Here is a 23871-nt window from a genome sequence, read left to right on the forward strand (position 1 = left end):
CCACACCAGCCCCCGCCAAATACGTCGGGATCAACCTGCCCGAGACCAAAACACCCCAAAAACTAGCCCAGTGACTCCACACAGCTTGACAATTTTCGAGCGTCGGCCGGAAACCTGCAGGAAGTGAGAGAGCGTCAGCGGGCGCGCTCAACCCGCTTTTCGTCCCACACAGGCTCGGCGGATTCGTAGACGCGGCCGTCGGAACCGAACACCAGGAACCGGTCGAAGGTGCGGGCGAACCAGCGGTCGTGGGTGACTGCCAGGACGGTTCCCTCGAAGTGGTCGATGGCTTTTTCCAGTGCCTCGGCCGAATGCAGGTCCAAGTTGTCCGTGGGCTCATCCAACAGCAGGAGCGTGGCGCCGGAGAGCTGTAGCAGCAGGATCTGGAACCGCGCCTGCTGGCCGCCAGAGAGCGCTTCGTACTTCTGCTCCGACTGCGACGCCAGGCCGTAGCCGTCCAATGCGCCGGCGGCTGCCTCCCGGCCCAGGCCGGACCGGTGCTCGTCGCCGCGGTGCAGGATCTCCAGCAGGGTCTTGCCCAGGAGGTCGGGCCGGACGTGGGTCTGGGCGAAGAAGCCGGGCCGGATACGGGCGCCGAGTTTCACGGTTCCCTCGTGCGGCACTTCAGCAATATCGACGTCGGACACGGGAAGGTGCTCCCGTTCCGGGTCCGTCCCGCCCGTGGCGAGCAGGCGCAGGAAGTGGCTCTTGCCGGAGCCGTTGGAGCCGAGCACACCCACGCGGTCCCCGAACCACACCTCGGTGGAGAACGGCTTCATCAGCCCGGTCAGTTCCAGTTTCTCAGCCACAACGGCCCGCTTGGCGGTCCGGCCACCCTTCAGGCGCATGCGCACATTCTGCTCGATCGGCAATGCTTCCGGCGGGCCGGCCTCGAGGAACTTGGCCAGGCGAGTCTGGGCGGCCTGGTAGCGGTTGGCCATGTCGGAGCGGAAGGCGGCCTTGTTTTTGTACATATTGACGAGTTCTTTGAGCTTCACGTGCTCCTCGTCCCAGCGCTTGCGGAGCTCCTCGAAGCGGGCGTTCCGGTCAGCGCGGGCGTCCACGTAGGAGCCAAAGCCGCCGCCGTGCACCCAGGCGCCGGCTCCGTTGATGCCCGGCTCAAGGGTCACGATGCGGCCGGCGGCATTGTTGAGCAGCTCGCGGTCGTGGCTGATGAAGAAGACAGTCTTTTTGGACTCGTTGAGCTTGTCCTCAAGCCAGCGCTTGCCGGGCACATCGAGGTAGTTGTCCGGTTCGTCCAGGAGCAGGAGTTGGTCAGGTCCGGCAAACAGGGCCTCCAGCACCAGCCGCTTCTGCTCGCCGCCGGAAAGGCTCGACGCCGGGCGGTGCTGTGCGCGGTCAAAGGGCAGTCCCAGCGCGGCCATGCAGACCTCGTCCCAGACAGTCTCCACGTCATAACCGCCGGCATCTCCCCAGTCCACGATGGCCTGCGCGTACCGCATCTGGCTGGGCTCGTTGTCGTGCTCCACCATCGCGAGCTCGGCCTCGTCCACCTCCCTGGCCGCGGCGGCCAGGGCCGGCGGAGCGGCGGATACCAGCAGATCTCGGACGGTGGAATCGTCCCGGACCTGGCCCACGAACTGGCGCATGATGCCCATGTTTCCGGAGCGCCCGATCACACCTTCGTCCGGTACGAGGTCGCCGGAAATGATCCGGAAGAGGGTGGTCTTGCCCGTGCCGTTGGGGCCGATCAGGGCGGTTTTGGTACCGTCCGGGACCTTGAAAGTCACGCCGTTGAGCAGCTGGGTGCCATCGGAGAGGAAGTAGTCAATGCCGGAAATGTCTATGTGGGCCACGCCATCAATCTTCCCACGCCCGCCCTACCCGGGTTTTTGTCCAGATAATCGGCCTTCGAGGCAGTTCGGCGCGCATTATCTAGACAAAACTGGGGGACCTAGCCGGCGGCGGTCAGGAACTGCTTGACCAGCGGCCCGGACGTGGTGGCTCCGAGGCCGCCGTCCTCGACGAACACGGCCACCGCCATGTCACCGTGGACGGCCACAATCCAGGCGTGCGTCTTGGGCGGGTTCTCCTTGCCGAACTCCGCCGTGCCGGTCTTGGCGCCCACCGGCGCGCCCGGAACGGTGGACAGGAAACCCGCGTGGCCGGACGTGACTACAGCCCGCATCATGTCGGACAGCGCCGCGGCCTCGGCGGCGGTGATGGGCTGGCCGGACGCCTTGGACGGTGCCTCCGGCGTAACGGTCGACGACGGCGACGCGCCCTCCGCGGTCGTCTCGTCGGAGGTGTCTGCCGCGGCAGCCCCGGCGTCGGGGTTCAGGACCAGCTGCGGTGAGACGGGGGATCCCTTGCCCACGGAACCGGCCATGATGGCCGCTGCCAGCGGGGACAGGAGCACCTTGCCCTGGCCGATCATCGAGGCGGCATGTTCGGTGCCCGCCGCGTCGCCCGGAACGGACCCCAGGAAGGCCGCGGCGCCCAGCGCGGGGGCCTCCACCGCCACGCCCATGGCGACGGCAGCAGCCTCGAGCTGGGTCTGAGTGACTGTGTCGCGCGCAGCGATGAACGCCGTGTTGCACGAGTGGGCAAAGGCATCGCGGAGTGCCACGGACCCCAGAGACGTTTCCGGGTAACCTTCCGCGTTCTTGAACGTCCGGCCGTCCACGGTAAGGGTGGGTGTGCATTCCACCTTCGAATCGGGCGTCAGGCCGTTGCGGAGCATGGCAAGCGAATCGACGATCTTGAAGGTTGACCCGGGCGCGTACTGGCCCAGCATGGCCGTGTTGTAGCCGTTGCTTCCCGGGCCTGAGGCCGCGGCGAGAACGGCCCCCGTGGAGGGGCGGAGCGCCACGATGGCCGACGCCGGACCTACACCGGCAAGGGTGCTCTCGGCGAGTGACTGGAGGTTCGGATCAAGGGTGGTTTTCAGCGGCGTGCCCGGTGTCGGGGCCATCTCGAAGACCACCCTGCGGGGATCCGTTCCGGCGGCCTGGATCTGTTCGCGGGTCAGGTCGGCCCGCTGGGCACGGATCACCACGGCGTCTGTGCCGCGGAGCTGCGCGTCGTACTGCTGCTGGAGCCCGCCGATGCCAGTCACGTCGCCGGCGGTCAGGACGCCGTCGGACGCCTCGATCTGCTCGGCCGTGGCCTCGCCGACGGTGCCGAGGACTGCCCTTGCGAATGTGCGGCTGGGTGCCAGCGGCTGGGCTTCCGGGATGGCGCGGGCACCGGGAATGGCCGTGATCTGCGCGTCCGTGACGGTGCGGCCCTCATCACGGAGAGTGATGGCCCGGACGAACGCCTCGGCGCCGGAGGCCGCAACCTGTTGGGCGTAGGCGGCGGGATCCACGCCCACCAGTTCGGCCAGTTTGGTGGCTGACGCGGCGGCGTCCGCGGATCCCAGAAGCAGTCTGTCGATCCCCACGTTGACCACGGGACGGTACGTGACCAGCTTCGCGTCACCTGCGCCCAGGATGTCGGCGCGTTGCGGCGACTGGGTGCCCTTGCTGAGGATTTCGTTGTCGGCGAGTCCGGGGACCAGAGCTGCCGGGTTCCAGACCGCGAGCCATTTGTCCCCTGACTTCGTGAACTCTGCGGAGACCGTGTATTTCCACTCGCCGGTGCCGATTTTCCAGGTGTAGTCCAGCGGGACGGTTGCAGTGTCGCCGTCCAGGGTGAGCTCGCCGGTCGCCACTGTGGGCTTGTCCGGCTCCAGGGCCTTGAAAACGTCCTGGACCTGTTGCTTGGCCACCCGGGAGTCCTTGCCATCAAAGGCGACCGAGCCGACGTCGAGCGTGGAAAGAGCGGACGCAAACTGCTTGGCCGCGCTTTCGGCACCCCCTCTGCCGTCGTCGCAGGCAACCAAGGAGGCGCCGAGGATGAGTCCAGCTATGGCAAGCGATAGTTTCTTTGAGTTCCCCACGGCGCTATTATGCCCCGATTTGGAACGCGCTTGCTGTCACCCATCCCGCGCGAACGGACACTTGGCGCCCCAATGATTTGCGCGAAAGGACACTTGAGGACCGCTGCCAGGGGCTTAAGTGTCCATTCGCGCCGGGATAGAGGCGGGGTTCAGAGGCCGAGCGAAGGGACCCCAAGACCAAATATGTCCTTAAGGGCATGTTTCGCGGCGAAGAACCCTGGCATGCCCGTTACCCCAGGGCCGGGCGGCGTAGAGGAGGAACAGAGATACACGCCGGGCACCGGCGTCCGCCATGGAACGCTGGAAACCACAGGGCGCTGGATAAGTCCGCGCACATCCATGATGCCGGCACTGAAGTCCCCGCCCACGTAGTTCCGGTTGTAGCTGGCCAGTTCCGCCGCAGTAGTCACCCGGGCCTGCATCACCACATCCCGGAACCCGGGCGCGAAGCGCTCCAGCTGCGCGGTGACGGCCTCGCCCATGTCGCGGGTTGATCCGGCAGGCACATGGCAGTATGCCCACAGGATCTGCCGGCCGGCCGGCGCCCGGCCCGTGTCGAACCGTGATGGCTGGGCCACCAGGACGTAAGGGCGTTCCGGGTGTTTCCCGGCGGATACTTCGTTCTCGGCACGGGCAAGTTCAGCACGCGTGCCGCCGACGTGCACCGTTCCGGCGTCCCCCAGTTCCTTTGCTGCCCACGGAACGGGTCCGGACAGGATGAAGTCCACTTTGCAGGAACCATTCCCATAGCGGAACCCCTCCAGGGCTTGCCGGTACCTGGCCGGGAGGCTGTCGCCTGCAATGTTCAGCAGGCCCCGTGGGGCCACGTCCAGCAGAGTGGCCCGCGCGCCGCGGAGTTGTTGGAGGCTCTCGATCGTCGCCCCCGTATGGATCACCCCGCCGTGGGCACGGATGTCGGCCTCCAGCGCGGCCGCAATGGAGGCCGATCCGCCCAGCGGAATCGGCCAGCCTTGGGCGTGAGCCAGTGCGGTGAGCATGAGCCCGGCGCCTGCAGAGGCCAGCGAGGGCAGCTGCGAAACCGCATGGGCGGCCACGCCGCTGAGCAGTGCGGGCGCAAGGTCCTCGTGGAACCGCGCGTTCCACAGCCGCGATCCCTGCTCCAGTGTCCGCAGCCCGAAAAGCGCCGCCGCCAGGGGATCCCGGGGGATCCTCATCAGCTGGTGCTGCGTCAGATCCATCACGCCGTCAATGCGGTCAACCAGCGGGCCAAGAAGCCGGCGGTAGGCGTCGCCGTCCCGGCCCAGGCCTTGGACCGTCCGTTCGAGGCTGTGATATCCGAGGGCCGCCCGTCCGCCGTCGAGCGGTGATCCGAATGAAAGCTCCGGGACCACCAGGTCTATCCGGCGTGCCAGCTCGAAGTCGCGGAAGAAGGGTGATGCCAGCGCCATGGGATGCACGGCCGAGCAGATGTCATGGAGGTGCCCCGGCTGCATCAGTTCGGCGGTGCGGGTACCGCCTCCGATGGTGTCCGCCGCCTCGTGGACTTCGACGGAGAGGCCGGCGCGCGCCATTACGGCGGCTGCAGCCAGACCGTTGGGTCCGGACCCGACGACGGCGACGTCAGGCATGGTGTTTCGCCCGCCAAGGGAGCACCGCGTGCGAGGGATGGCGGGGGCTGAACCGCAACCAGTCCGGGAGCCCGTCGAACGGCCCTCCCTGTGGATCATCGAGGCGATGGCGGCGGACGGGATCGTAGTCCGGATCGTAGATGTCCCATACAACCCGGAACATCAAATATGCCGTTGCAAGCATATGTGCTGCCACGGCCAGGACGTAGTAGGGCATGTCAATATTGTGCTGGGTCGGGCCCTGGCTGGCCACCTGGCCCAGGTACATCCAGACGGCTGCCCAGTGCAGGCCTTCAACGCCCTGCCAAATGAGAAAATCCCGCCACCGCGGCCGGGCCAGCGCCAACAGCGGGATGAGCCACAGGACATGCTGTGGCGAATAGACCTTGCTGGTCAGGACAAAAGCACCCACGATGAGGAACGCCAACTGGGCCAGCCGCGGCCGGCGTGCTGCTGTCAGCGCCACCGCGGCAATCATGGTGCAGGCCAGCAGGAACACAGCCAGGGCCAGCCAGTTGATGGTTGCGGGATCCAGCACCTGCCAGCGCAGGCGCCGGGCCACCAGGTTGTACGCGAACCATAACGACCCGTAGCCGGCTTCCCTCGTCTCGGTGAACCTGAAGAAGTACCCCCAGCCGGACGGGTTGGAGACCGCAACAGGCACGTTAATGGCCAGCCAGGCCGCGGCGCCGGCAACGGCCGTAACCACGAACGCGCGGATCCGCCCGGTCCGCAGGGCCAGCAGCAGAACGGCTCCGAGAATCAGGGCGGCATAGGGCTTCGTCGCTGAGGCGAGGCCGATCAGGGTGCCGGCGAGGACCAGCCTTTCCCGCGAAAAACACAGCATCCCCAGCGCCAACAACGCCACGGCCCACATGTCCCAGTTGATGGTTCCGGCCAGCACGATGCCAGGTGCCAGCGCCACCATGGCCGCATCCCAGGGGCGCCGCTGTGACATCCGGGCCGTAGCCAGCACGGTGATAATCCATACGGCTGCAACCAGAGTGGCATTAACGTCGAAGTAGCCAAGAATCCGCGCGTCACTGATGCCCTGGCCCGGGACCATCCAGGCAGTCACCCCGGCAATGAGTCCCATCAGGACGGGGTCTTCAAAGAGAGATCCCGAGCTCAGGACCGGGAACGTGCCGTCCCCCAGGCCTCGGTTGCGGAAGAATTCCGGGAAGTCGGAATAGCACGTGGAATAGAACTGGCCGGGGCTCGACCAGCCGTTGGCCCGGCAGTAGCCCTTGATGGCGAGGCTGGCCAGCGCCGCCACGACGGTCAAGATGATCAGGACACGTTCCACGGTAAAAACGCCGGGGGAGACGAGGCCGGGCGCCGACCGGGCACCCATCGGCCCGCCGATCAGTTCCGTGAAGTTCTTCAGCAGCAGGTCGCTGCGGCTCGGAACAACCAAGCGGGCGCGCCGTGGGTGCGCCGGTGGCTTCGTCTCCTGCATGTCTGAGAGCTTACCCGGGACGCTGCCCCGCCGGACCGGACTTGATATCCGGCACTAGCCTTCAGTTCATACCGCCCATCTGCTGGTGCAACAGGACGAAAACCTCTTCGCGCCGCCGGTCCAGGAGCTGCCCGTTGAATTCCCGGCGGCCATCCCGGAAAGGACGATCATTCCGGACAGGCCGCCGCAGGGAGAACAATGCTTTCTTGATTCTCTTGATCATGGTGGTCACCTCCTTTCGGCGTAAAATTGGGCATGACAATTAAGGCCATTTAGTGCCAGAGCAATAACGGCATAATTAGGCAGGGAAATGCCCGGTATTTATGAATTGTTCGCAAATGCGAAGAAGGACCCTACTTGCAGCGGCGGGTGCAGACCCCAACAAAGAAGCTGAGTTCCGAACTATGGGGATGCCGCGTCGCCGCGAGGACCAGCCCTGAAGCTGCGCCGACAGGAGACTTCCAGCAGGCGTCGCCTAGAGCGAGCCACTAGCGCGAGCCATCCGAGAAGGAAGTGGCCTGGATATACCTCGTTGCAAGTGACGCCGCCGCGGGGGCGTCATCAGTTGCAAGAAGGTTAGGAGGCAGACACTCCGTTAAGACGGCGCGCAAAAGCAGCAGAGGCCGGGTTCGCGGTGATGGTCATCTTCCATCCGCTAGTCAAAGTAATCATTTTTCCCAACCTCCTTTTCCGTTATGCCGCCGCCTCGGCTGACTAGCCGGACAACGCGCGCCGCGACCCCGGCAAAGACGCTCTGGGGTCAGGAATAAAATTACCCTACGAATAGAGCAATGCGCCACTTAATTAGCAAAGTTTTTCAAGAAAGTTTATGAATGCGCCGTTAGAGTCCCCAGCGGACAATGGCCGGTGTCCGCTTATCCCAGCCGAGCGTGCAGACTTTCGCGGTTCCCAGGATGAAATGGCGGCCTTCGGCGGGCGGCAGTTCCAGCCAGCGCGCGGTGAGGATCCGGGAGAAGTGCCCGTGCGCCACGATCAGCACGTTGTCCAGGCCGGATTCCAGCACACTGGCCACAATCTTGTCGGCGCGGGCTGCCACTTCGTCCAGGGTCTCGCCGTTGGGCACACCATGCGTCCAGATCAGGTAATCCGGGTTGTCCTTGCGGATCAGGTCCGAACTGATGCCCTCATAGTCGCCGTAGTTCCATTCCACTGCCAGCGGCTCATGCTGCGCGTCAGGGTAACCTGCCAGTTCGGCGGTGCGCCGCGCGCGGCGCAGTGGGGACGTCAGGACCAGGTCGAAGTCCACCTGGTCCAGCACCTTTCGGGCCTCCACGGCCTGCTGTTCGCCTTCCACGGTCAGGGGCAGGTCGGTGAGCCCGGTGTATTGCCCGCTCTTGGACCACTCGGTCTCGCCGTGGCGCAGGATCCAGAGCTGGGGGCGGGGCGCGGTCATCGGGTTAATCATTTGGACTCCTCGTTCGGGGAAAGTTCGACGGCGGCGGGAGGCTCTGCTGCTTCCGGAACCGGGGGTGCTGCCTCGGGCTGCTCCGCCCACCAGGCGAGCAGCCTCGCTTCGGCATCGTCCGGTTGAAGGGGTCCGTGTTCCATCCGTTCCTCCAGCAGGAATTTGTAGGCACGGCCCACCACGGGACCAGGCTTGAGGTTCAGGATGGCCATGATTTTGGCGCCATCCAGATCGGGCCGGACCGCGTCCAGAGACTCCTGCTCGCGCAAAACGGCGATCCGGTCTTCCAGGTCGTCGTAGGCGAAGGCGAGCCGTTCGGCCTTCCGCTGGTTGCGGGTGGTGACGTCAGAGCGGGTCAGCCGGTGCAGCCGTTCCAGGAGATGGCCGGCGTCCGTAACGTAGCGGCGGACGGCCGAATCACTCCACCCGGCGTCACCGTAACCGTAGAAACGCATGTGCAGCTCCACCAGCCGGGCCACGGCCTTGATGGTGTCGTTGTCGAAGCGGAGAGTCTTCATCCGCTTTGCCGTGAGCTTGGATCCCACCATGTCGTGGTGCCGGAAGCTGACCGCGCCGCCCGGTTCGAAGCGCCGCGTAGCCGGCTTGCCGACGTCGTGCATCAGTGCTGCGAACCGCAGCACAAAGTCGGGAGCCGGCAACGCGCCGTCGGCGTCCGTTTCCAGGGCAGCGGCCTGTTCCAGGACCTGAAGGGAGTGCTGGTAGACATCCTTGTGGCGGTGGTGCTCGTCAGATTCCAGCCGCAGGGCGGACACCTCAGGCAGCACGAACTCGGCGAGGCCGGTTTCCACGAGCAGGTCCACACCGACTCGGGGGTGGGCACCGCAGATGAGTTTGACCAACTCATCACGGACCCGTTCAGCCGAGATGATCTTGATCCGCTCGGCCATCTGGCTCATGGCAAGCCGCACGTCGTCGTGCACGGAGATGCCCAGCTGCGATGCGAACCGGGCGGCGCGCATCATACGGAGGGGATCATCGGAGAAGGAGGCCTCGGGTGAAGCGGGCGTTGCCAGGACGGCGGCGTTGAGATCCCGGACGCCGCCGAACGGATCAATGAGTTCAAGCGACGGGAGCCGCAGGGCCATGGCGTTGATCGTGAAATCGCGGCGCAGGAGATCGTCGGTCAGGGAGGTGCCGAAGGCCACCACGGGCTTGCGCGACTCCGGATCGTAAGCATCGGCCCGGTACGTGGTGATCTCGATCTGGAAGCCGGCCTTCCGCATCCCGATCGTCCCGAAGGCCCGGCCGATCTCCCAGAAGTTGTCCGCCCACTTTTTGATCAGGGCAACTGTCTGGCTCGGCGTGGCGTCCGTGGTGAAGTCCAGGTCCGGCGAGGCGCGTCCCAGGAAGAGATCCCGTACCGGACCGCCCACCAGGGACAGCTCGTGGCCGGCGTCGACAAAGCGCTGCCCGAGCTCCAGGACCACCGGGTCAACCTGGAAATCGACGGTGTTGGAATCAATCTTGTGATGTGCGTGCGCCATAGTTACTTAAGCTTGTCAGAAACCAGCGGCTTGGCAGGCCAAAATCTCCTCAAGATCGCTCCTATTCGCCTGCAGCCCCTCAAAGTGCGTCATACGCAGTCCACTTTGATGTCATGTTCCGGTAATCATGATCGGACAAGAGTCGTTAGAGTGGACTCCATGGCCCATCCCGTACCGAGCGCTCCCGGCAGGAGGACAAACGCACCGTTGCCGTCGGCAATTGGTGCCCACGTCGCGCCTGCCTTGCACTCGGCCCCGGCCTCGCTTCCCACGGTGGAGGAAATTTCCGCCGGCGGCGTTGTGGTGGACACGTCCGACGGCGAACTAAGGGTTGCGATCATTGCCCGCCTTAACAGGGGCGGACGGCTGGAGTGGTGCCTTCCCAAGGGCCATCCGGAAGGCAAGGAAGACAACGAGCAGGCAGCAGTGCGCGAGATTGCCGAGGAAACCGGCATCGAGGGCGACATCCTGGCCCCGCTCGGCAGCATCGACTACTGGTTCACTGTCAGCGGGCACCGCGTCCACAAAACCGTCCACCACTACCTGCTGCGCGCCACCGGCGGCGAACTCACCATCGAAAACGATCCGGACCACGAAGCCGTGGACGTCGCATGGGTCCCCATCAAGGAACTCGCACGGAAGCTCTCGTTCCCCAACGAGCGGCGCATCGCGGATCTGGCCCGGGACGTCCTGCCAGAACACCTCTAAGGCCGTCTCCGCCGAAGCTGCGTATATGCCTATACAGGCATATAGCCTGTCCGTTGCGGTACAAACAGCGTCCGGGTGAGACGATGAACTCGATGTCAGCTACCAATCCCCCCTCCGACAAAGCCGGCCCCGCCGCCCCGAGCGGAACAGCGAGTGAAACCCGGTCCAGCGCCATCATGGCTGCTGGCACCCTGGTGTCCCGGTTCCTGGGCTTCGGCAAGACCTGGATGCTGGGTGCCGCGCTGGGCCTCGGCTCCACGGTTAACGACACGTTCATCAATGCCAACAACCTGCCCAACCTGATCTTCCTGCTGGTGGCCGGTGGTGTGTTCAACGCCGTCCTGGTCCCGCAGATCATCAAAGCGAGCAAGGCCCCGGACAGGGGAGCGGACTACATCAGCCGGCTGCTGACGCTGGCCGTGCTCCTACTGCTGGGCCTCACCGCGCTGGTCACGCTCGCTGCTCCGTGGGTCATCGAATTGACCACCCAGGGTTATTCGCCGCAGCAGAAGGCCCTGGCAGTCGCGTTCGCCTTCTGGTGCCTGCCCCAGATCTTCTTCTACGGCCTCTACGCGCTGCTGACACAGGTCCTCAACGCCAATGGTGCGTTCGGGCCTGCCATGTGGGCCCCCATCATGAACAACCTGGTGGCCATTGGCGGCCTGGGCATGTTCATCTGGATCTTCGGCGAGAACCGCATGAACCCGCACACGCTGGACAACTGGGGCCCGTCCCAGACCCTGCTTGTGGCCGGCTTCTCAACCATAGGCGTGGTGGCCCAGACAGCTATCCTGCTGATCCCGGTGATCCGCCTGCGGCTGGGTCTCCGGCCCCGGTTTGGCTGGCGCGGAGTAGGCCTTGGCCAGGCCGCTAGGCTGAGCGTTTGGACGCTCCTGACGGCCGCCGTGGGGCAGTTGGCGTTCCTGTATGTCATGCGCATCGCCACAATTCCCGGTGCTGAGCGCCTCCGGCTGAAGGAAGCGGGGGATCCGGCGGCCGAGATGCTGCCCGGTAACGCAGTCCTGGAGGTGGCCAGCCAGCTGTACCTGCTGCCGCACTCCATCATTGCGCTCTCGCTCGCCACTGTCCTGTTTAACCGGATGACCCGCGCTTCGCAGGATGGCAACCGCGCGGAACTCCGCGACGCCCTCTCGCACGGCCTCCGCACGATGGCGGTGGCCACCGTCTTTGGCGCGCTGGCACTCTTCGCGCTGGCGGGCCCGCTTGGCATGTTCTTTTCCGGTGGTCCGCGCCAGGACGGCGTCATGCTGGCCCAGACGCTCACCATCCTCGCTCTCAGCACCCCGTTCATGAGCGCCAACTTCATGATGTCGCGGGTCTTCTACGCCAATGAGGACGCCCGCACGCCGTTCCATATCCAACTGCTGCTTGCCGTGGTCTATGTGGCCGGTGCCTTCGGGATCCAGTTCCTGCCGGTGGGCCAGATCATCTACGCAATCGCCCTCCTGTATATGGTGGGCAATATACTTTCGGTGGTCATCAGCGCCTATTTCCTGCGCCGGCTCCTGGGCCACCTCGACGGGCCGCGGATCGCCAACTCCTACATCCGGATGGGTTATGCAGCGCTCGGTTCTGCGATGGCGGGCGCTGGTGCCCTGTGGCTGATGGGCAGCTACAGCGCCGACGGCTTCGCCTGGAAGGACCGGCTCGCCGCCCTGGTGACCGTTATCGTCGTCGGACCCATCATGCTGGTTGCCTATGTCTTCCTGCTGAAGGTCTTCCACGTCGCCGAGCTCCGGGACCTCATGCGCCCCCTGTTGGGACGGCTGGGACGCGGCACGGGACGGTCCGGCGGCGGGGGAACGCCGTCGTCGGCTGCGGGTGCCGACGTTTCCGGAACGGAACGTCCGACGCCGGAACGCGCCACGGTCGCGGTGGACACCGGCCTGATTCCCCGGATTTCCGGCGAATTCGACGCCGCCTCCTTCCGCGCAGGACCCGTACCGGAACGCCAGGCAGCGCCTACGGCGCCAGCTGATGGCGCCCAAGGGGAAACTGAAGCAATGTCTAGCGGGGGCACTGAAACCGCCGCGGGATACCTTCCCGCAGAGGACGTGCCCGGCACAGCGCGGGGCGGGCTGCTGCGCGACGAGATTCCCCTTCCCGGCCGGCGCACGTTCCAGGGCCAGGCCGGACAGAACCCCCATTTCAGGCCACGCCGGCCTCGAAAAAAGTGATCTTCTCGCGGTTTTTGGTTGCCTGTCGACCACGGCGGTCCTAGCCGATCGGCTAGGATCGACAGTGAACAGGGGTAGTTGCAGGCAAGCGCAGACCGGCTCGCCGGCTGGCTTTTAGCCGGTTTCTGACCGGCGGTGGCATCATCTACGCCGGCATTCCCGGACAGTCTAGGAGGAACAAGTGTCCCACCCGATCGACGTTGGATCAGTACTCGGCGGCCGCTACAAGGTCACAGCCACGGTATTGACCTCACACGACCAGGATCTGGTGCTGGACGGGGTGGACCAGGTTCTCAACCGACCGGTCAGCATTCTGGTCGCCGGCCCGGACAACACCGAACAGGTGGCCCAGAGCGCCCGCGAGGTGGCTACTGGTGAGCGCCCGGGTAACGTCCAGGTCCTGGACCTTGGGGTCACTGAGGCCACCACGTACCTCATCACCAACCACACGTCCGCGGCAGACCTGTTGGACCTCGTGGTCGCTTCCGACGCGCCTTACGTCGAGCCGTTCTTCACGGATACCCTGGGAAGCGAAATTTTCGGCCAGGTGCGTTCACACGAACCGGAACCGTACGACGACGAAGAGAACGTCGACGCCGGATATATCAACTATTCGGACAATCACCCCAGCCAGGTTGACCCATTCCGGTCTGCCGCACCGCTTGCTCCGCCGCTTGTACCCCCGGTTGTTCCGGCCCGTCCGCCGCTCCGCCCGGCGGTCCTTCCGGCGTCGGGCCCTGCCAAGGCCGGGGCCGTTAGAGCAGGCGCCGCCGCTGCTGGCGCCACTGCCGCACATCAGCACGTCACTGCGCCGCAACCGGTGCAGGCTGCGGAGAACCGGCCAGTTTCCGGACCGGCCGAGCCCAAGGCAGGTGCCGGATCCGATTCGCCCAAGGTCTCCCTGTGGTCTGAGGACGACTATTCCAACGGCTCCCAGGACGCATCCTACGACGAACCCGTGGTCTCCCGAGCGCCGGAACACTCCGATCGCGCAGCGGGCGCCTTCCCGTCGGTTGCCCGGAAAGTGTCTCCGGCGGCCGCAGTACCGCCTTCCGGCGGGACGGATGACTATTACGATGACGACGAGCCCGAGCGTGAGCCCCGCTCGATGCGCTGGCTGGTTGGCGGGCTGCTCGCCGTGGTGTTGATTGCCGGGCTGGTCTTTGCGGTCACAAACCTGGGCAGTCTATTCAAATCTGGCCCCCAGGCCGCCCCAACCTCCAATTCGACGGGCTCCACCCAGCCAAACTCCGGGTCGGCTTCCCCTAACCCGAGCTCCGCACCGCCGGCGGCACCGCCTGCCATCGACAGCATCACCCGCCAGGGGGATTTTGACTTCGCAGGCACCTACGACGTGGATCTTGTGAAGGCGTTTGACGGCAACGCAGCCAGCTACTGGTCAGACATGGAATTTGCCACCGAGGGCTGGGGCGGCCTCGCAACCGATGGCGTGCCCTTGTTCGTCAAGCTGAAGAATCCGGCGAAGGTTTCATCCATCACCCTGACTCAGCTCGGGGCCTCGGGCGGCAATCTCAGTGTCTTCACCAATGACCGTCCGTCATTGGACGGAGCCAGGCTGGTGGGGACCAACAGCTTCACGTCAACAGATCTGACCATGCCGCTGGCCGAGCCGGTGGAGGCACAGTACGTGATCGTGTCCATCAAGACGCTTCCCAAGCTGGCCGCCCCGAAGACCCGCTATGGCTTTGGCATCCGCCTGGCGGAGATCAAGATCCAGTAGGACCACACCTGCGTCGTTCCCGTTGAGCCGCGTCTGTTCTGCCTGGAGTATTGCTCCGAAGTATCAGACGCGGCTCAGCTGTTTTCAGACGGTAATCTGGAAGGGCGTCCCGTCCACATGACGGGGCTATGACCGCTGATGGTTCCTCCGTTCGCGCGACGCCCGGAATATTCACCACCTAGATTCAGTTGTGCCATGTGGCTGGCCGCAAAAGCCGGCGCATCGACTAAGGAAGAGGTTCACCGTTCAGTGAGCAACGCAGAAAACACCGCGTCCGAAGTACGTGATGTCATCATCGTCGGCTCGGGCCCGGCCGGGTACACGGCCGCTGTCTACACGGCGCGCGCCAACCTGAAGCCCTTGCTTCTGGCCGGATCAGTTACCGCCGGCGGCGAACTGATGAACACCACCGACGTCGAAAACTACCCTGGCTTCCCCGAAGGCATCATGGGGCCGGACCTCATGGAGAACTTCGAGAAGCAGGCAGCGCGGTTCGGAACGGAAATCCAGTTCGAGGACGTCACAGCACTGGACCTCAACGGCGACATCAAGACTGTCACCATCGGTACCGGCGAGACCTTCCGTGCGCGGGCCATCATCCTGTCCACCGGATCCGCTTACCGTGAGTTGGGCCTCCCGAACGAAAAGCGCCTCTCCGGCCACGGCGTGAGCTGGTGTGCAACCTGCGATGGTTTCTTTTTCAAGGACCAGGACATTGCGGTCATCGGCGGAGGAGACTCGGCCATGGAAGAAGCCCTCTTCCTGACCAAATTCGCCAAGTCCGTCACCGTTGTGCACCGCCGCGACACACTCAAAGCTTCCAAGATCATGGCGGACCGTGCTCTGGCCCACGACAAGATTTCGTTCATCTGGAACAGCTCCGTTGACGACGTCATCGGATCGGACAAAGTCACCGGGCTCAAGATCAAGAACCTGAAGGACGGCACCGTGTCCGACCTCGCCGTCACCGGCGTCTTCGTCGCCATCGGAAACGACCCCCGCACCGACCTGGTCAAGGACTCCCTGGAGATCACGGCGGCCGGTACCATCGCCGTCGAGGGCCGGAGTTCCAAGACCAGCATCCCTGGCGTCTTCGCCGCCGGCGATGTTGTTGATCCCACCTACCGTCAGGCCATCACGGCCTCCGGTTCCGGATGTGTTGCCGCGATCGACGTGGAACACTACCTCGCAGACCTTCACGCGTAAATCCGCGTACCCGCCGTTCGAAGAGAGAGACAAGGTTATGAGCAACGCTAAAGACGTAACAGATGCAAGTTTTGCTGCGGACGTACTGTCCGCCGACAAGCCAGTAATTGTGGACTTCTGGGCTGAATGGTGCGGCCCCTGCCGCAAGCTGGGACCCATCCTCGACGAGATCTCGGTCGAATACAGCGAGAAGGTTAGTGTCGTCAAGCTCAACGTCGACGACAACCCCGCCATCGCCGCCGAGTACGGAATCACGTCCATCCCCGCCGTTTACCTCTTCCAGGACGGCCAGGTGAAGAGCACTGTTATCGGCGCGAGGCCGAAGCAGTTCTTCGAAAAGGAATTTGCGGACGTCCTTTCCTAATCAGGTAGGGGACTTCGGTCCCATGTGACTAGTGACACCGTCCTGTGGCCACTGCTTCCATGAAGCGGTGGCCACGGGCCTTTAAGACCTGGCCCGTGGAAGCACAACCACATTGAATCAACCGTCAATTGTTTCCTAACTTCACTGATTGCTCAGAGTCGCTCCAGGAGACCCAGTACAGGGATGAGTGTCTTATCAATGAGGGAGAGTGGGCTGTAAATTCCGGTCAGACGTCCCGGCGCCATCCTAGAGTTCGCCTTTCCGGATTCGGATTGTTGTTTCACGTGAAACATTGGCGATCGCGAAACATGGATTCATGCGAACATCGACGATTCGCCAAGCCAAGCGGCGTACGGTGTGGCCATGCTCGCCGGACGGACGAAATTTCTTCGGCGTCAGTGCATGCTGATCCTTACATCCGAGTGCCCTTGCCGCACGACAATGCCGCAGCGATTCAGTTCGACATACTTGAACTCAGCTAAGTTCAGTTCGGCTCACGACGGTAAATCAATCAACCCAGGCTTCCACTTTCGTGACGGTCACACTCTGCGCACTGATGCGTACCCCGCACTATGTTTCACGTGAAACACGGCCGAAGCCTGCGTGAGTCTGCTCCCTTCAGTCCTATTGGCCTGCCCGACGGCATTTGGAGCCAGTCCTCAAGGATATGGTTCACGCGATGTCGCCGTATTGCGTCCCGTCCATTCGCTGAGGAGAATACCCGCGGCGCACTCAGAGATTGGATCGAACTCTGAGCAGCGAATGCCAATTAGATTAGGTGGCCTAGTGGCCTTGACGTCCCATTTCACCTTGCGGAGGACAATATGGAACCGGAGCATCAGACTACCGGAAGCACCCTGACCAGGCCGGCGTTCCAGCCTCGCTGGCCGTCCATGGTCTAAATCAAACGCCGATTCTCGCAGTTGACGCCTAGAAGATCACGGCTCCAAGGGTGTGGTCAGAGTCAACGCCGGTGGTTGGAGGAATCGGGGCTGGTCGGGGGAGTCGTCGCTGGACGGGGGAAGCCAAGGAACGCCGGGGACGCCAGGTGACCGTTATGACGCTAGGATCCGAGCAATTGGAATAGATCCCCGACATCAAATGGCACCGTCCCCTCGTAACTGACTGGCCACTCTCGAAAACGACTTCCTGATCGAAAATGCGCACAAGTCTCATCGCCAAACCACAGCACGTCGGTATCCTGCCGCGACGGTATCCAGTTCAGTGCCAGCCTGACCAGTTTCAACAGTCCAGTCTTGTCCACAGCATGTCGACGACACAGCAGCGCGCAACTCAAGATTCAGCGACCCCCGGGAGCATACTCACACAGCGTTGGGAACCCGCCAGCAGCACAGACAAGGTGCCTGCGGACGAATTCGAGACCGTCGGCCTGGAGACTCACTATGCCCTTCCGCCGATACCTACAGCCTCGGGTGGTAATTCAGGGGCCGTACGGATAGGGCACGCGCAGCGCATTCAGTCTGTACTCGCTGCGCTGGTGGGTCCATCGGGATCGTCGTTCGTATTGTCCGAGATGTCCATTGATGCCGATGGCCCGAATGGGAAGCACATGCGGAGATTGTCCAAGCCCGATATTGCCCTCGGCCGCAGCCCACGCCGGTCTCGACACCCACTTGTTGGGGCCGCACCCCTTCACAACGCCGTGGTCGTCTCAGCGGGCCCATGCCAAGAGACGGGCCATACCAGAAGACCTCATGCGCGCCACGGGTGCGGGCCCGGCAAAGACGGCACGAGGACACGGATGTTCTTCTACGCCGGACTGTTTCACGTGAAACAGTCCCGCCCCGGCGACGGCTTCGCGGATGGCAAGACCTCGAGCGTACTGTTTCACGTGAAACAAACTGAGCGAAATCTCCGACCAAGCTTCCCGGGATGGATGCTAAGGACGCCGGCTTCGCATGTGCTCGATGCTATCTTCTGAGGCCAACTGCCAACTGGCCGCATCCCCACGTCAACCTGGTTGCTCCACGACCGACACGTCGTAGACACCCGGACAACCCGTACACAGCCCAGGCACACGAGGAATACTCTCCTCACCGCAGGAATTCTAGACACTGCCGGGCGCCCTCAATCCTGCCACCGGGCTCTATAGACGCTTGCGTGAAGGCTGAGCCCTCGCCCAAGCCCTCCGGCCTGCTGCGTCGATGGGGGACCGTCAGCCTGAACCAGGACTGGACGAAGGTGATCGCCGTGTACCTGCCCGTGGCCAAAATAGGCGTTGTGGCTTCGCCGCTACGCACATCTCTGTTCGCAAGATCGCTACGGTTGCCGTCCAGTCAGCGCAGGACAGAACCAGAGCCAACTTGCTCGGTTGTCAGCGAAGGACGGTATCGGAACCGCCTGCTCGGTCTTAACATGTCAGTCCGCACTGCAGCTCCCGACCGGAACAACACGCGTGGGCAGGTCATGAGCCAGCTGGCCAATACCGACTTTCCTGTCCGAAGGGCGGAGCCCTAGGTGCCCGACCAACTCCACCCCAAAGACCTAGAGCAGGTGACGAATGTCAGCGGATGACGGAATCGTATCCATCGGAAGTGTGACTGTTCGGTTCGACTGGAGGGTTCAATCGCGTTGATGTCCACCGACTTCGAAGTTATCCCCAAATGTTATCCACACTGATATCCACACTGATATCCACACTGATATCCACACTGATATCCACACTGATATCCACACTGATATCCACAGGCTTATCCACCGGTCTGCAAATCGTGGATGCAGGACCCCTAGTGCCGTCCTTTAGATCAGCCGACACCCTCGAGCCGGCTTTGCTCCAGGACAACTACCACGGACGAAGCGCATGCTCACGTTGGACTGGAAATATCGCCGGAAATCCAACTATTGAAGTCGCTTTCCGTCCCGAAAGAGAGTCTGAATCGACCTTGGTAAGGTTTCACGTGAAACGGGACTGCAGGCGCTATCCAATGCTCGTGCGTACCGCTCGTTGCAGGATCCGCTCGTGTGGGCCAAATCTCTTCGTGATGCCTGCCACCAAGCAATCTATCCACAAAGTTATCCACAACGATATCCACCATGCAATTCACACCTACGGGCCCAAGCCTGTCCTGGCTCCATCTCTTGTTGTGGCAAGTTTGCCGCACACGATGATGAAGAGTGGTCCACGGAAACATAGTCTTTCGGATACTCCCTTTCCCTCAAACCAGGCTGCTGTCCGCCTGGCTAGCTGATTCATCTTCAGCCGGGCCATGATCTGACGTGGTTGCAGTTGTGGTCGCTTCCCCGTCGGATCCGAACCTTTCCGGACGGTCCCGCCTGTCTCAAACTGCTGCACAGCAAGACGACTCGGCTTGCACCAATTCCTTCCACTCCCGGACACTCCCGGACTGGGCCAATTCTGTGCACCCCGCGGTCAGGTCCTAGAGGGGCGAAGCCAAGTTGCGGAGCTGGTCCAGAGACGCACTATGGCGCACTGCCAGAGTCATGCTGTAACGACTTGGAGTGTCGCAGCCCTGCCCAGGGTGGTGGTCCCGTATGAGGCAGCCGGCGACACTGTTGGCCCAGCCAGGGGATCGATGCGCCCTCCTGAGATTGGTGTGTATCGAGGCGCCCTGCAGATTCAATTCGTCGACGTACCGTCTCCACAGAAGACTATTTGATGAAAGGCCCGGTTGGGGGCCGCGGTCGTACCTGCCTGCCTGCCTGCCTGCCTGCCTGCCTGCCTGCCTGCCTGCCTGCCTGCCTGCCTGCCTGCCTGCCTGCCTGCCTCAACCGATGCTACCGGTGCGCCGGCGTGCGCCAGCTCAAAAGTCCTCGGATGCGCCAGGAAGCTATCTGTTCAGGCTAACTGCCCGGCGAGTGGAACTCAGGCGTCAGGGTTGGGGCCACCACGGAACGGGACATGCTGGACCCCGGCCATGGCTCTCCGCTGGATACTAGCCCTCTGGACGGCTTCCCAAGCTCCCAGAACCCTGGGCGGGCATGCGCTGGGTCAGCAGGATATAACCAGTGGCGGGCGTCACTGCCGGCCGGGGGATTGGGGGCGGCATTATCCTCGAGGCGTGAAGAGGCCATAGTAGGCTCTAAGCCGTCAACTCCAAGGTCTGGGAATTGTCTCTGTTCCCACGGCGATCGAGATGGGAGGGCGCTTGGAATGCAAGTTTACAATCCGAGACGCAGCCAGCTCGCCGGCGCCGTGAGGACGTCGGGGTATCGGTGTGTCGGGGCCGTGGGGAGATGCCAGGCACGGTGAGCTGGACTCGTCACGATGTTTCACGTGAAACCATTTAGAAGACGGCTGGGCGTAGGCCGAACCTGCTCAGCAATCTCGGCTACCCTCACGAAGCTTGGTGAACTGCTTCTGCAGGAGTTTTTTAGCCACCGCTTTGGCTGCGGGCGAAGCCCCTCGGATGCTGGAAAACCGAATTCACTTCCGCAGCCGCAGCGTAGGTGACGCGCCGGCGACATCACTGGCCGAGGACTTTAGATTATACCAACTTCATGTTCGTTCTCGATGGCGCCGCCGCCTAGATCCGGCGCATACCCTGTTGATGTTTCACGTGAAACAGCAACCGCGAGGCGCCTTCCCATCTGGACCAGACGTTGCCGAACCCGGACGTTGCCGAACCCACCCGGATGTTGCCGAAGCAGATTGAAGGTCAGAAGACTATCTCGCGACAGGTCTCCGGGGGAGACGTCCACCCTGGCGTATCCCCGTAGTCAACGAGTTAGCCGCAGGCTAAGGCCAACATCTGCACGGGTACGTACGCTGCACACCAGATCCCTGGAACAGATCGGGGCAAGCGCAACGATGACGGTGTTCCCGCCGCTTGGCAGGATAAGCACCGCACGGACTGATTGGAAATGTGCGAATCGACGCATTCTTCACTGCTTCGGAGCAACGGAACCCATTGGGTGACAAGCATCACGAGTCGCATCGGAGTGTCCAGCGATCCGTCGAATCCACCACTCCTGCCTGATCGCCGCCTCGAGAGTTCGCGCTCCGCCATCTACATCGCCCTCAGTGCCCACCTCCAGTGCGTCAGCAACCCGGAGCCACAGAAGTCCACCGCTGCAGCGGGAACACAAGCAGAGACGACAGTCGTTGGAGGAGACCAGTCTTTGGAGGACTCCAGTCTTTAGAGGAGTCGAAGGCAGCAGACAGTGCCAAACTCGCGTCCCACAACGGAACTATTTCATCGGGCCCAGAGGGGTACGCCATGCGGACCGCGGGCTCGAGCCCGGGGCGCGTCACAACCACCATGGCCACGCCAGTATCAGCTCCGGAATGCAAAGATGGCGTCGATACAGACGAAAGAAGGGCCTGTTTCACGTGAAACAGGCCCTTCTTTGAACAGAGAACGCTAGTTTTCAGATCCTGGCGCAAGAACTTCCATGATGCGGTTCAGGTCTTCAACACTGGCGAATTCAATGCTGACACGCCCCTTGCGGACACCCAGGGAAATCTTGACGTTGGTGTCCAAGCGGTCTGACAGCGAGGATGCCAGATAGTCCAGGCGCTCATGGCGGGCTCCCGGACGAGGGATGTTGTTCTTGGCAGGCTTCGCAGGATCCTGATAGAGAGTGACGGCCTCTTCGGTTGCCCGAACAGACATGCCTTCAGCCACGATTTTCTGGGCGAGGCGTTCCATGGCTGCTGCATCCGGCAGGGCGAGCAGCGCGCGCGCGTGGCCAGCGGAAATAACGCTGGCCGCCACACGACGCTGAACCAGGGGCGGAAGTTTGAGGAGACGCAGCGTGTTCGAAACCTGGGGACGTGAACGGCCAATGCGGTCCGCAAGCTGCTCGTGAGTGGTTCCGAAGTCTTCAAGCAGTTGCTGGTAGGCCGCTGCCTCTTCGAGCGGGTTCAACTGGCTGCGATGCAGGTTCTCCAGCAGTGCATCCCTGAGGAGGTCATCATCAGTGGTGTCCCGGACAATGGCAGGGATGGTCGCCATTCCGGCCGCCTGTACTGCCCTCCAGCGACGCTCACCCATCACCAGCTCGTACGGTTCTCCACCTTCCTCGGTTGAAGTACGAACCACAATTGGCTGGAGGACGCCGATTTCGCGCACGGAGTGGATGAGCTCCGCCATGTCATCGTCATCGAAGACTGAACGGGGCTGTTTACGGTTCGGATGGATGTCGGTGACCGGAATCTCAGCAAAACGCACGCCGGGGACTTCCACGAGGTCAACACCGTTATCCGGCGTACTGCTCTGGGATACAGGTGCCTCGGACACAGACTCGCCAGTCGCGCCTTCAACCGGCATGGGCGAACCGTCCACCGTTGATGTAGCTGCACCGCCCTTTACAGGAGCTTTTGCGGCCGGCAGCTTCTCTGCTGCCTTGGCTGGCGGATTCGCGGGGGAGGCCGTTCTCGGCGCAGCTGCTTTCTTCGTTACCGATGCGTCGTTGGCCTGGGCCGGCGCATCCGACTCGGAAGCAACCGACTCCGAAGATGAAGCATCTGAAGCTGCCCCACCATTTCCTGAAGCGTCATCAGGGGACACGACTTTCTTACGGCCTTCAGGGAAGAAGAGATCCACAGGCCGCGACACAGCGCCGCCGTTGCCCGACGCACTACCGGCGGAACTTGGAATGAGTGCGCCAAGACCGCGGCCTAGGCCACGTCGCTTTTCGCTCATGGATAAATCCCTCCGATGGAAGAGTCAGACCTTGCCGGACTCCGGTTGTTGCAGTTCTTGAAGATTCTAGCGTTCAGCGATTTCGGCTGCGGCTTCCAGGTAAGACAGGGCTCCACTGGAGGAAGGATCGTACGTCATGACGGTTTGCTGGTAGCTCGGAGCTTCTGAAATCCGCACGGAGCGGGGGACTACAGCACCAAGGACCTGCTCGGGGAAGTGCAGGCGAACTTCGGCTGCCACCTGGGCTGCAAGGTTGGTCCGTCCGTCATACATCGTGAGGAGAATAGTGGAGACCACCAGATCCGCATTCAGGTGCTTCTGGATCATCTCGATGTTCTTGAGGAGCTGACTGAGGCCTTCCAGTGCGTAGTACTCACACTGGATAGGGATAAGGACCTCACCGGCAGCACAGAAGGCATTAACCGTGAGCAACCCGAGGCTGGGCGGGCAGTCAATGAAAATGTAGTCGAGGCGTTCTTCGCCGTTCTTTGCCCGGGTCCTGGCATAGACGTCGATCGCCCGGCGGAGCCGCTGTTCACGGGCCACAAGCGAAACAAGCTCAATCTCCGCGCCGGCCAGGTGAATGGTGGCAGGAGCACAGATCAGGTTGCTGATGTCCGGGCAGGGGGCCACGACGTCAGCGAGAGGGAAATCGTTGATGAGGACGTCATAGATGCTGTCCACATCGGCATGGTGCTCGACGCCGAGGGCGGTGGAGGCGTTGCCCTGGGGATCGATGTCAATGACCAGGACGTTCAGGCCGGCTGCGGCCAGGGCAGCAGCGATGTTCACGGTGGTGGTGGTCTTGCCCACGCCGCCTTTTTGGTTGGACACCGTAAAGATACGGGTCTTCTCCGGCTTGGGAAGTTTCCGGCCAACCAGCCGTTCGCGGCGCCTGGTCTCGTGCGCGAGTTCCCGGGCGATAGGACTGGAATCGTCCATGGTGTCCATAACGTTGATCCGGCCACCCGTTGTTGTTTCACGTGAAACAGACGCAAGAATTGCCATTTCCGCAACCGGATTAGGGTGACTTTCCCCTCGTCCGGGCGCGGAACCCATGCCCATGCCAGCAACTGATCGTGCTGACCCCAAAGACACAAACGGGGGTATCCGTTGTGTGGAGGCTTCGCTACTGGTCACTGGGA

General features: G+C 62.9%; 14 protein-coding genes. 5 read left to right on the forward strand and 9 right to left on the reverse strand.

Translation table 11 applies throughout. The features are described 5' to 3' along the window. Positions 1-134 precede the first annotated feature (134 nt). From ACX80X_RS16565 to ACX80X_RS16595, 7 genes are all read right to left on the reverse strand, one after another. Positions 135-1817 (reverse strand): ABC-F family ATP-binding cassette domain-containing protein, encoded by a 1683-nt coding sequence (locus tag ACX80X_RS16565; protein ID WP_459312706.1) that lies wholly within the window; start codon positions 1815-1817, stop codon positions 135-137. 98 nt (positions 1818-1915) lie between these two features. Then, positions 1916-3904, reverse strand: a complete 1989-nt coding sequence (locus ACX80X_RS16570; RefSeq protein WP_459312708.1) for a penicillin-binding transpeptidase domain-containing protein — start codon at positions 3902-3904, stop codon at positions 1916-1918. A 149-nt stretch (positions 3905-4053) separates the two neighbouring features. Continuing rightward, positions 4054-5493 (reverse strand): phytoene desaturase family protein, encoded by a 1440-nt coding sequence (locus tag ACX80X_RS16575; protein WP_252611296.1) that lies wholly within the window; start codon positions 5491-5493, stop codon positions 4054-4056. Continuing rightward, positions 5486-6952 carry a glycosyltransferase family 87 protein gene (locus tag ACX80X_RS16580; RefSeq protein WP_459312710.1) on the reverse strand — a complete coding sequence of 489 codons (1467 nt, stop codon included), beginning with the start codon at positions 6950-6952 and terminating at the stop codon, positions 5486-5488. Before ACX80X_RS16580 ends, ACX80X_RS16575 begins: the two co-directional genes overlap by 8 nt. A gap of 61 nt (positions 6953-7013) precedes the next feature. After that, positions 7014-7175, reverse strand: coding sequence for a hypothetical protein (locus ACX80X_RS16585; protein ID WP_252611300.1), 162 nt, complete (start codon positions 7173-7175; stop codon positions 7014-7016). Between the two features lie 618 nt (positions 7176-7793). Continuing rightward, on the reverse strand, positions 7794-8378 hold the full coding sequence (locus ACX80X_RS16590) for a histidine phosphatase family protein (RefSeq protein ID WP_252600859.1): 585 nt from the start codon (positions 8376-8378) through the stop codon (positions 7794-7796). Further along, positions 8375-9883 (reverse strand): CCA tRNA nucleotidyltransferase, encoded by a 1509-nt coding sequence (locus ACX80X_RS16595; protein WP_252600862.1) that lies wholly within the window; start codon positions 9881-9883, stop codon positions 8375-8377. The genes ACX80X_RS16590 and ACX80X_RS16595 overlap by 4 nt, the downstream gene beginning before the upstream one ends. 159 nt (positions 9884-10042) lie before the next feature. Here ACX80X_RS16595 and ACX80X_RS16600 point away from each other — a divergent pair, with 159 nt between their 5' ends. The 5 genes from ACX80X_RS16600 to trxA all read left to right on the forward strand — a co-directional run bounded on the left by ACX80X_RS16600 (position 10043) and on the right by trxA (position 16100). Beyond that, on the forward strand, positions 10043-10591 hold the full coding sequence (locus ACX80X_RS16600; RefSeq protein WP_246848665.1) for an NUDIX hydrolase: 549 nt from the start codon (positions 10043-10045) through the stop codon (positions 10589-10591). A gap of 92 nt (positions 10592-10683) precedes the next feature. Then, positions 10684-12789, forward strand: coding sequence for a murein biosynthesis integral membrane protein MurJ (gene murJ, locus ACX80X_RS16605; protein ID WP_252600865.1), 2106 nt, complete (start codon positions 10684-10686; stop codon positions 12787-12789). A 181-nt stretch (positions 12790-12970) separates the two neighbouring features. Continuing rightward, positions 12971-14530, forward strand: a complete 1560-nt coding sequence (locus ACX80X_RS16610) for a protein kinase family protein (RefSeq protein WP_252600867.1) — start codon at positions 12971-12973, stop codon at positions 14528-14530. Between the two features lie 249 nt (positions 14531-14779). Next, a complete protein-coding gene (gene trxB, locus ACX80X_RS16615; protein WP_252600871.1) occupies positions 14780-15736 on the forward strand; it encodes a thioredoxin-disulfide reductase in 957 nt (318 codons plus the stop codon). Between the two features lie 37 nt (positions 15737-15773). Continuing rightward, the gene (trxA, locus tag ACX80X_RS16620; protein ID WP_252600874.1) at positions 15774-16100 is read left to right on the forward strand and encodes a thioredoxin; all 327 of its coding nucleotides are present in this window, start codon (positions 15774-15776) and stop codon (positions 16098-16100) included. Positions 16101-21442: 5342 nt separating this feature from the next. On the opposite strand, the gene ACX80X_RS16625 is transcribed toward trxA, so the two are convergent. Continuing rightward, the gene (locus ACX80X_RS16625) at positions 21443-22726 is read right to left on the reverse strand and encodes a ParB/RepB/Spo0J family partition protein (RefSeq protein WP_252611303.1); all 1284 of its coding nucleotides are present in this window, start codon (positions 22724-22726) and stop codon (positions 21443-21445) included. 66 nt (positions 22727-22792) lie between these two features. Continuing rightward, positions 22793-23866 carry a ParA family protein gene (locus ACX80X_RS16630; RefSeq protein ID WP_252600879.1) on the reverse strand — a complete coding sequence of 358 codons (1074 nt, stop codon included), beginning with the start codon at positions 23864-23866 and terminating at the stop codon, positions 22793-22795. Positions 23867-23871: the final 5 nt, after the last annotated feature.

The sequence above is a fragment of the Pseudarthrobacter sp. MDT3-1 genome, from assembly GCF_054510755.1.

Coding starts and splice junctions, on each gene's coding strand:
- ACX80X_RS16595 (WP_252600862.1), bottom strand. CDS start 9,883: ATGGCGCACGCACATCACAAGATTGATTCCAACACCGTCGATTTCCAG.
- ACX80X_RS16625 (WP_252611303.1), bottom strand. CDS start 22,726: ATGAGCGAAAAGCGACGTGGCCTAGGCCGCGGTCTTGGCGCACTCATT.
- ACX80X_RS16580 (WP_459312710.1), bottom strand. CDS start 6,952: ATGCAGGAGACGAAGCCACCGGCGCACCCACGGCGCGCCCGCTTGGTT.
- ACX80X_RS16575 (WP_252611296.1), bottom strand. CDS start 5,493: ATGCCTGACGTCGCCGTCGTCGGGTCCGGACCCAACGGTCTGGCTGCA.
- ACX80X_RS16585 (WP_252611300.1), bottom strand. CDS start 7,175: ATGATCAAGAGAATCAAGAAAGCATTGTTCTCCCTGCGGCGGCCTGTC.
- ACX80X_RS16590 (WP_252600859.1), bottom strand. CDS start 8,378: ATGATTAACCCGATGACCGCGCCCCGCCCCCAGCTCTGGATCCTGCGC.
- ACX80X_RS16600 (WP_246848665.1), top strand. CDS start 10,043: ATGGCCCATCCCGTACCGAGCGCTCCCGGCAGGAGGACAAACGCACCG.
- trxA (WP_252600874.1), top strand. CDS start 15,774: ATGAGCAACGCTAAAGACGTAACAGATGCAAGTTTTGCTGCGGACGTA.
- murJ (WP_252600865.1), top strand. CDS start 10,684: ATGTCAGCTACCAATCCCCCCTCCGACAAAGCCGGCCCCGCCGCCCCG.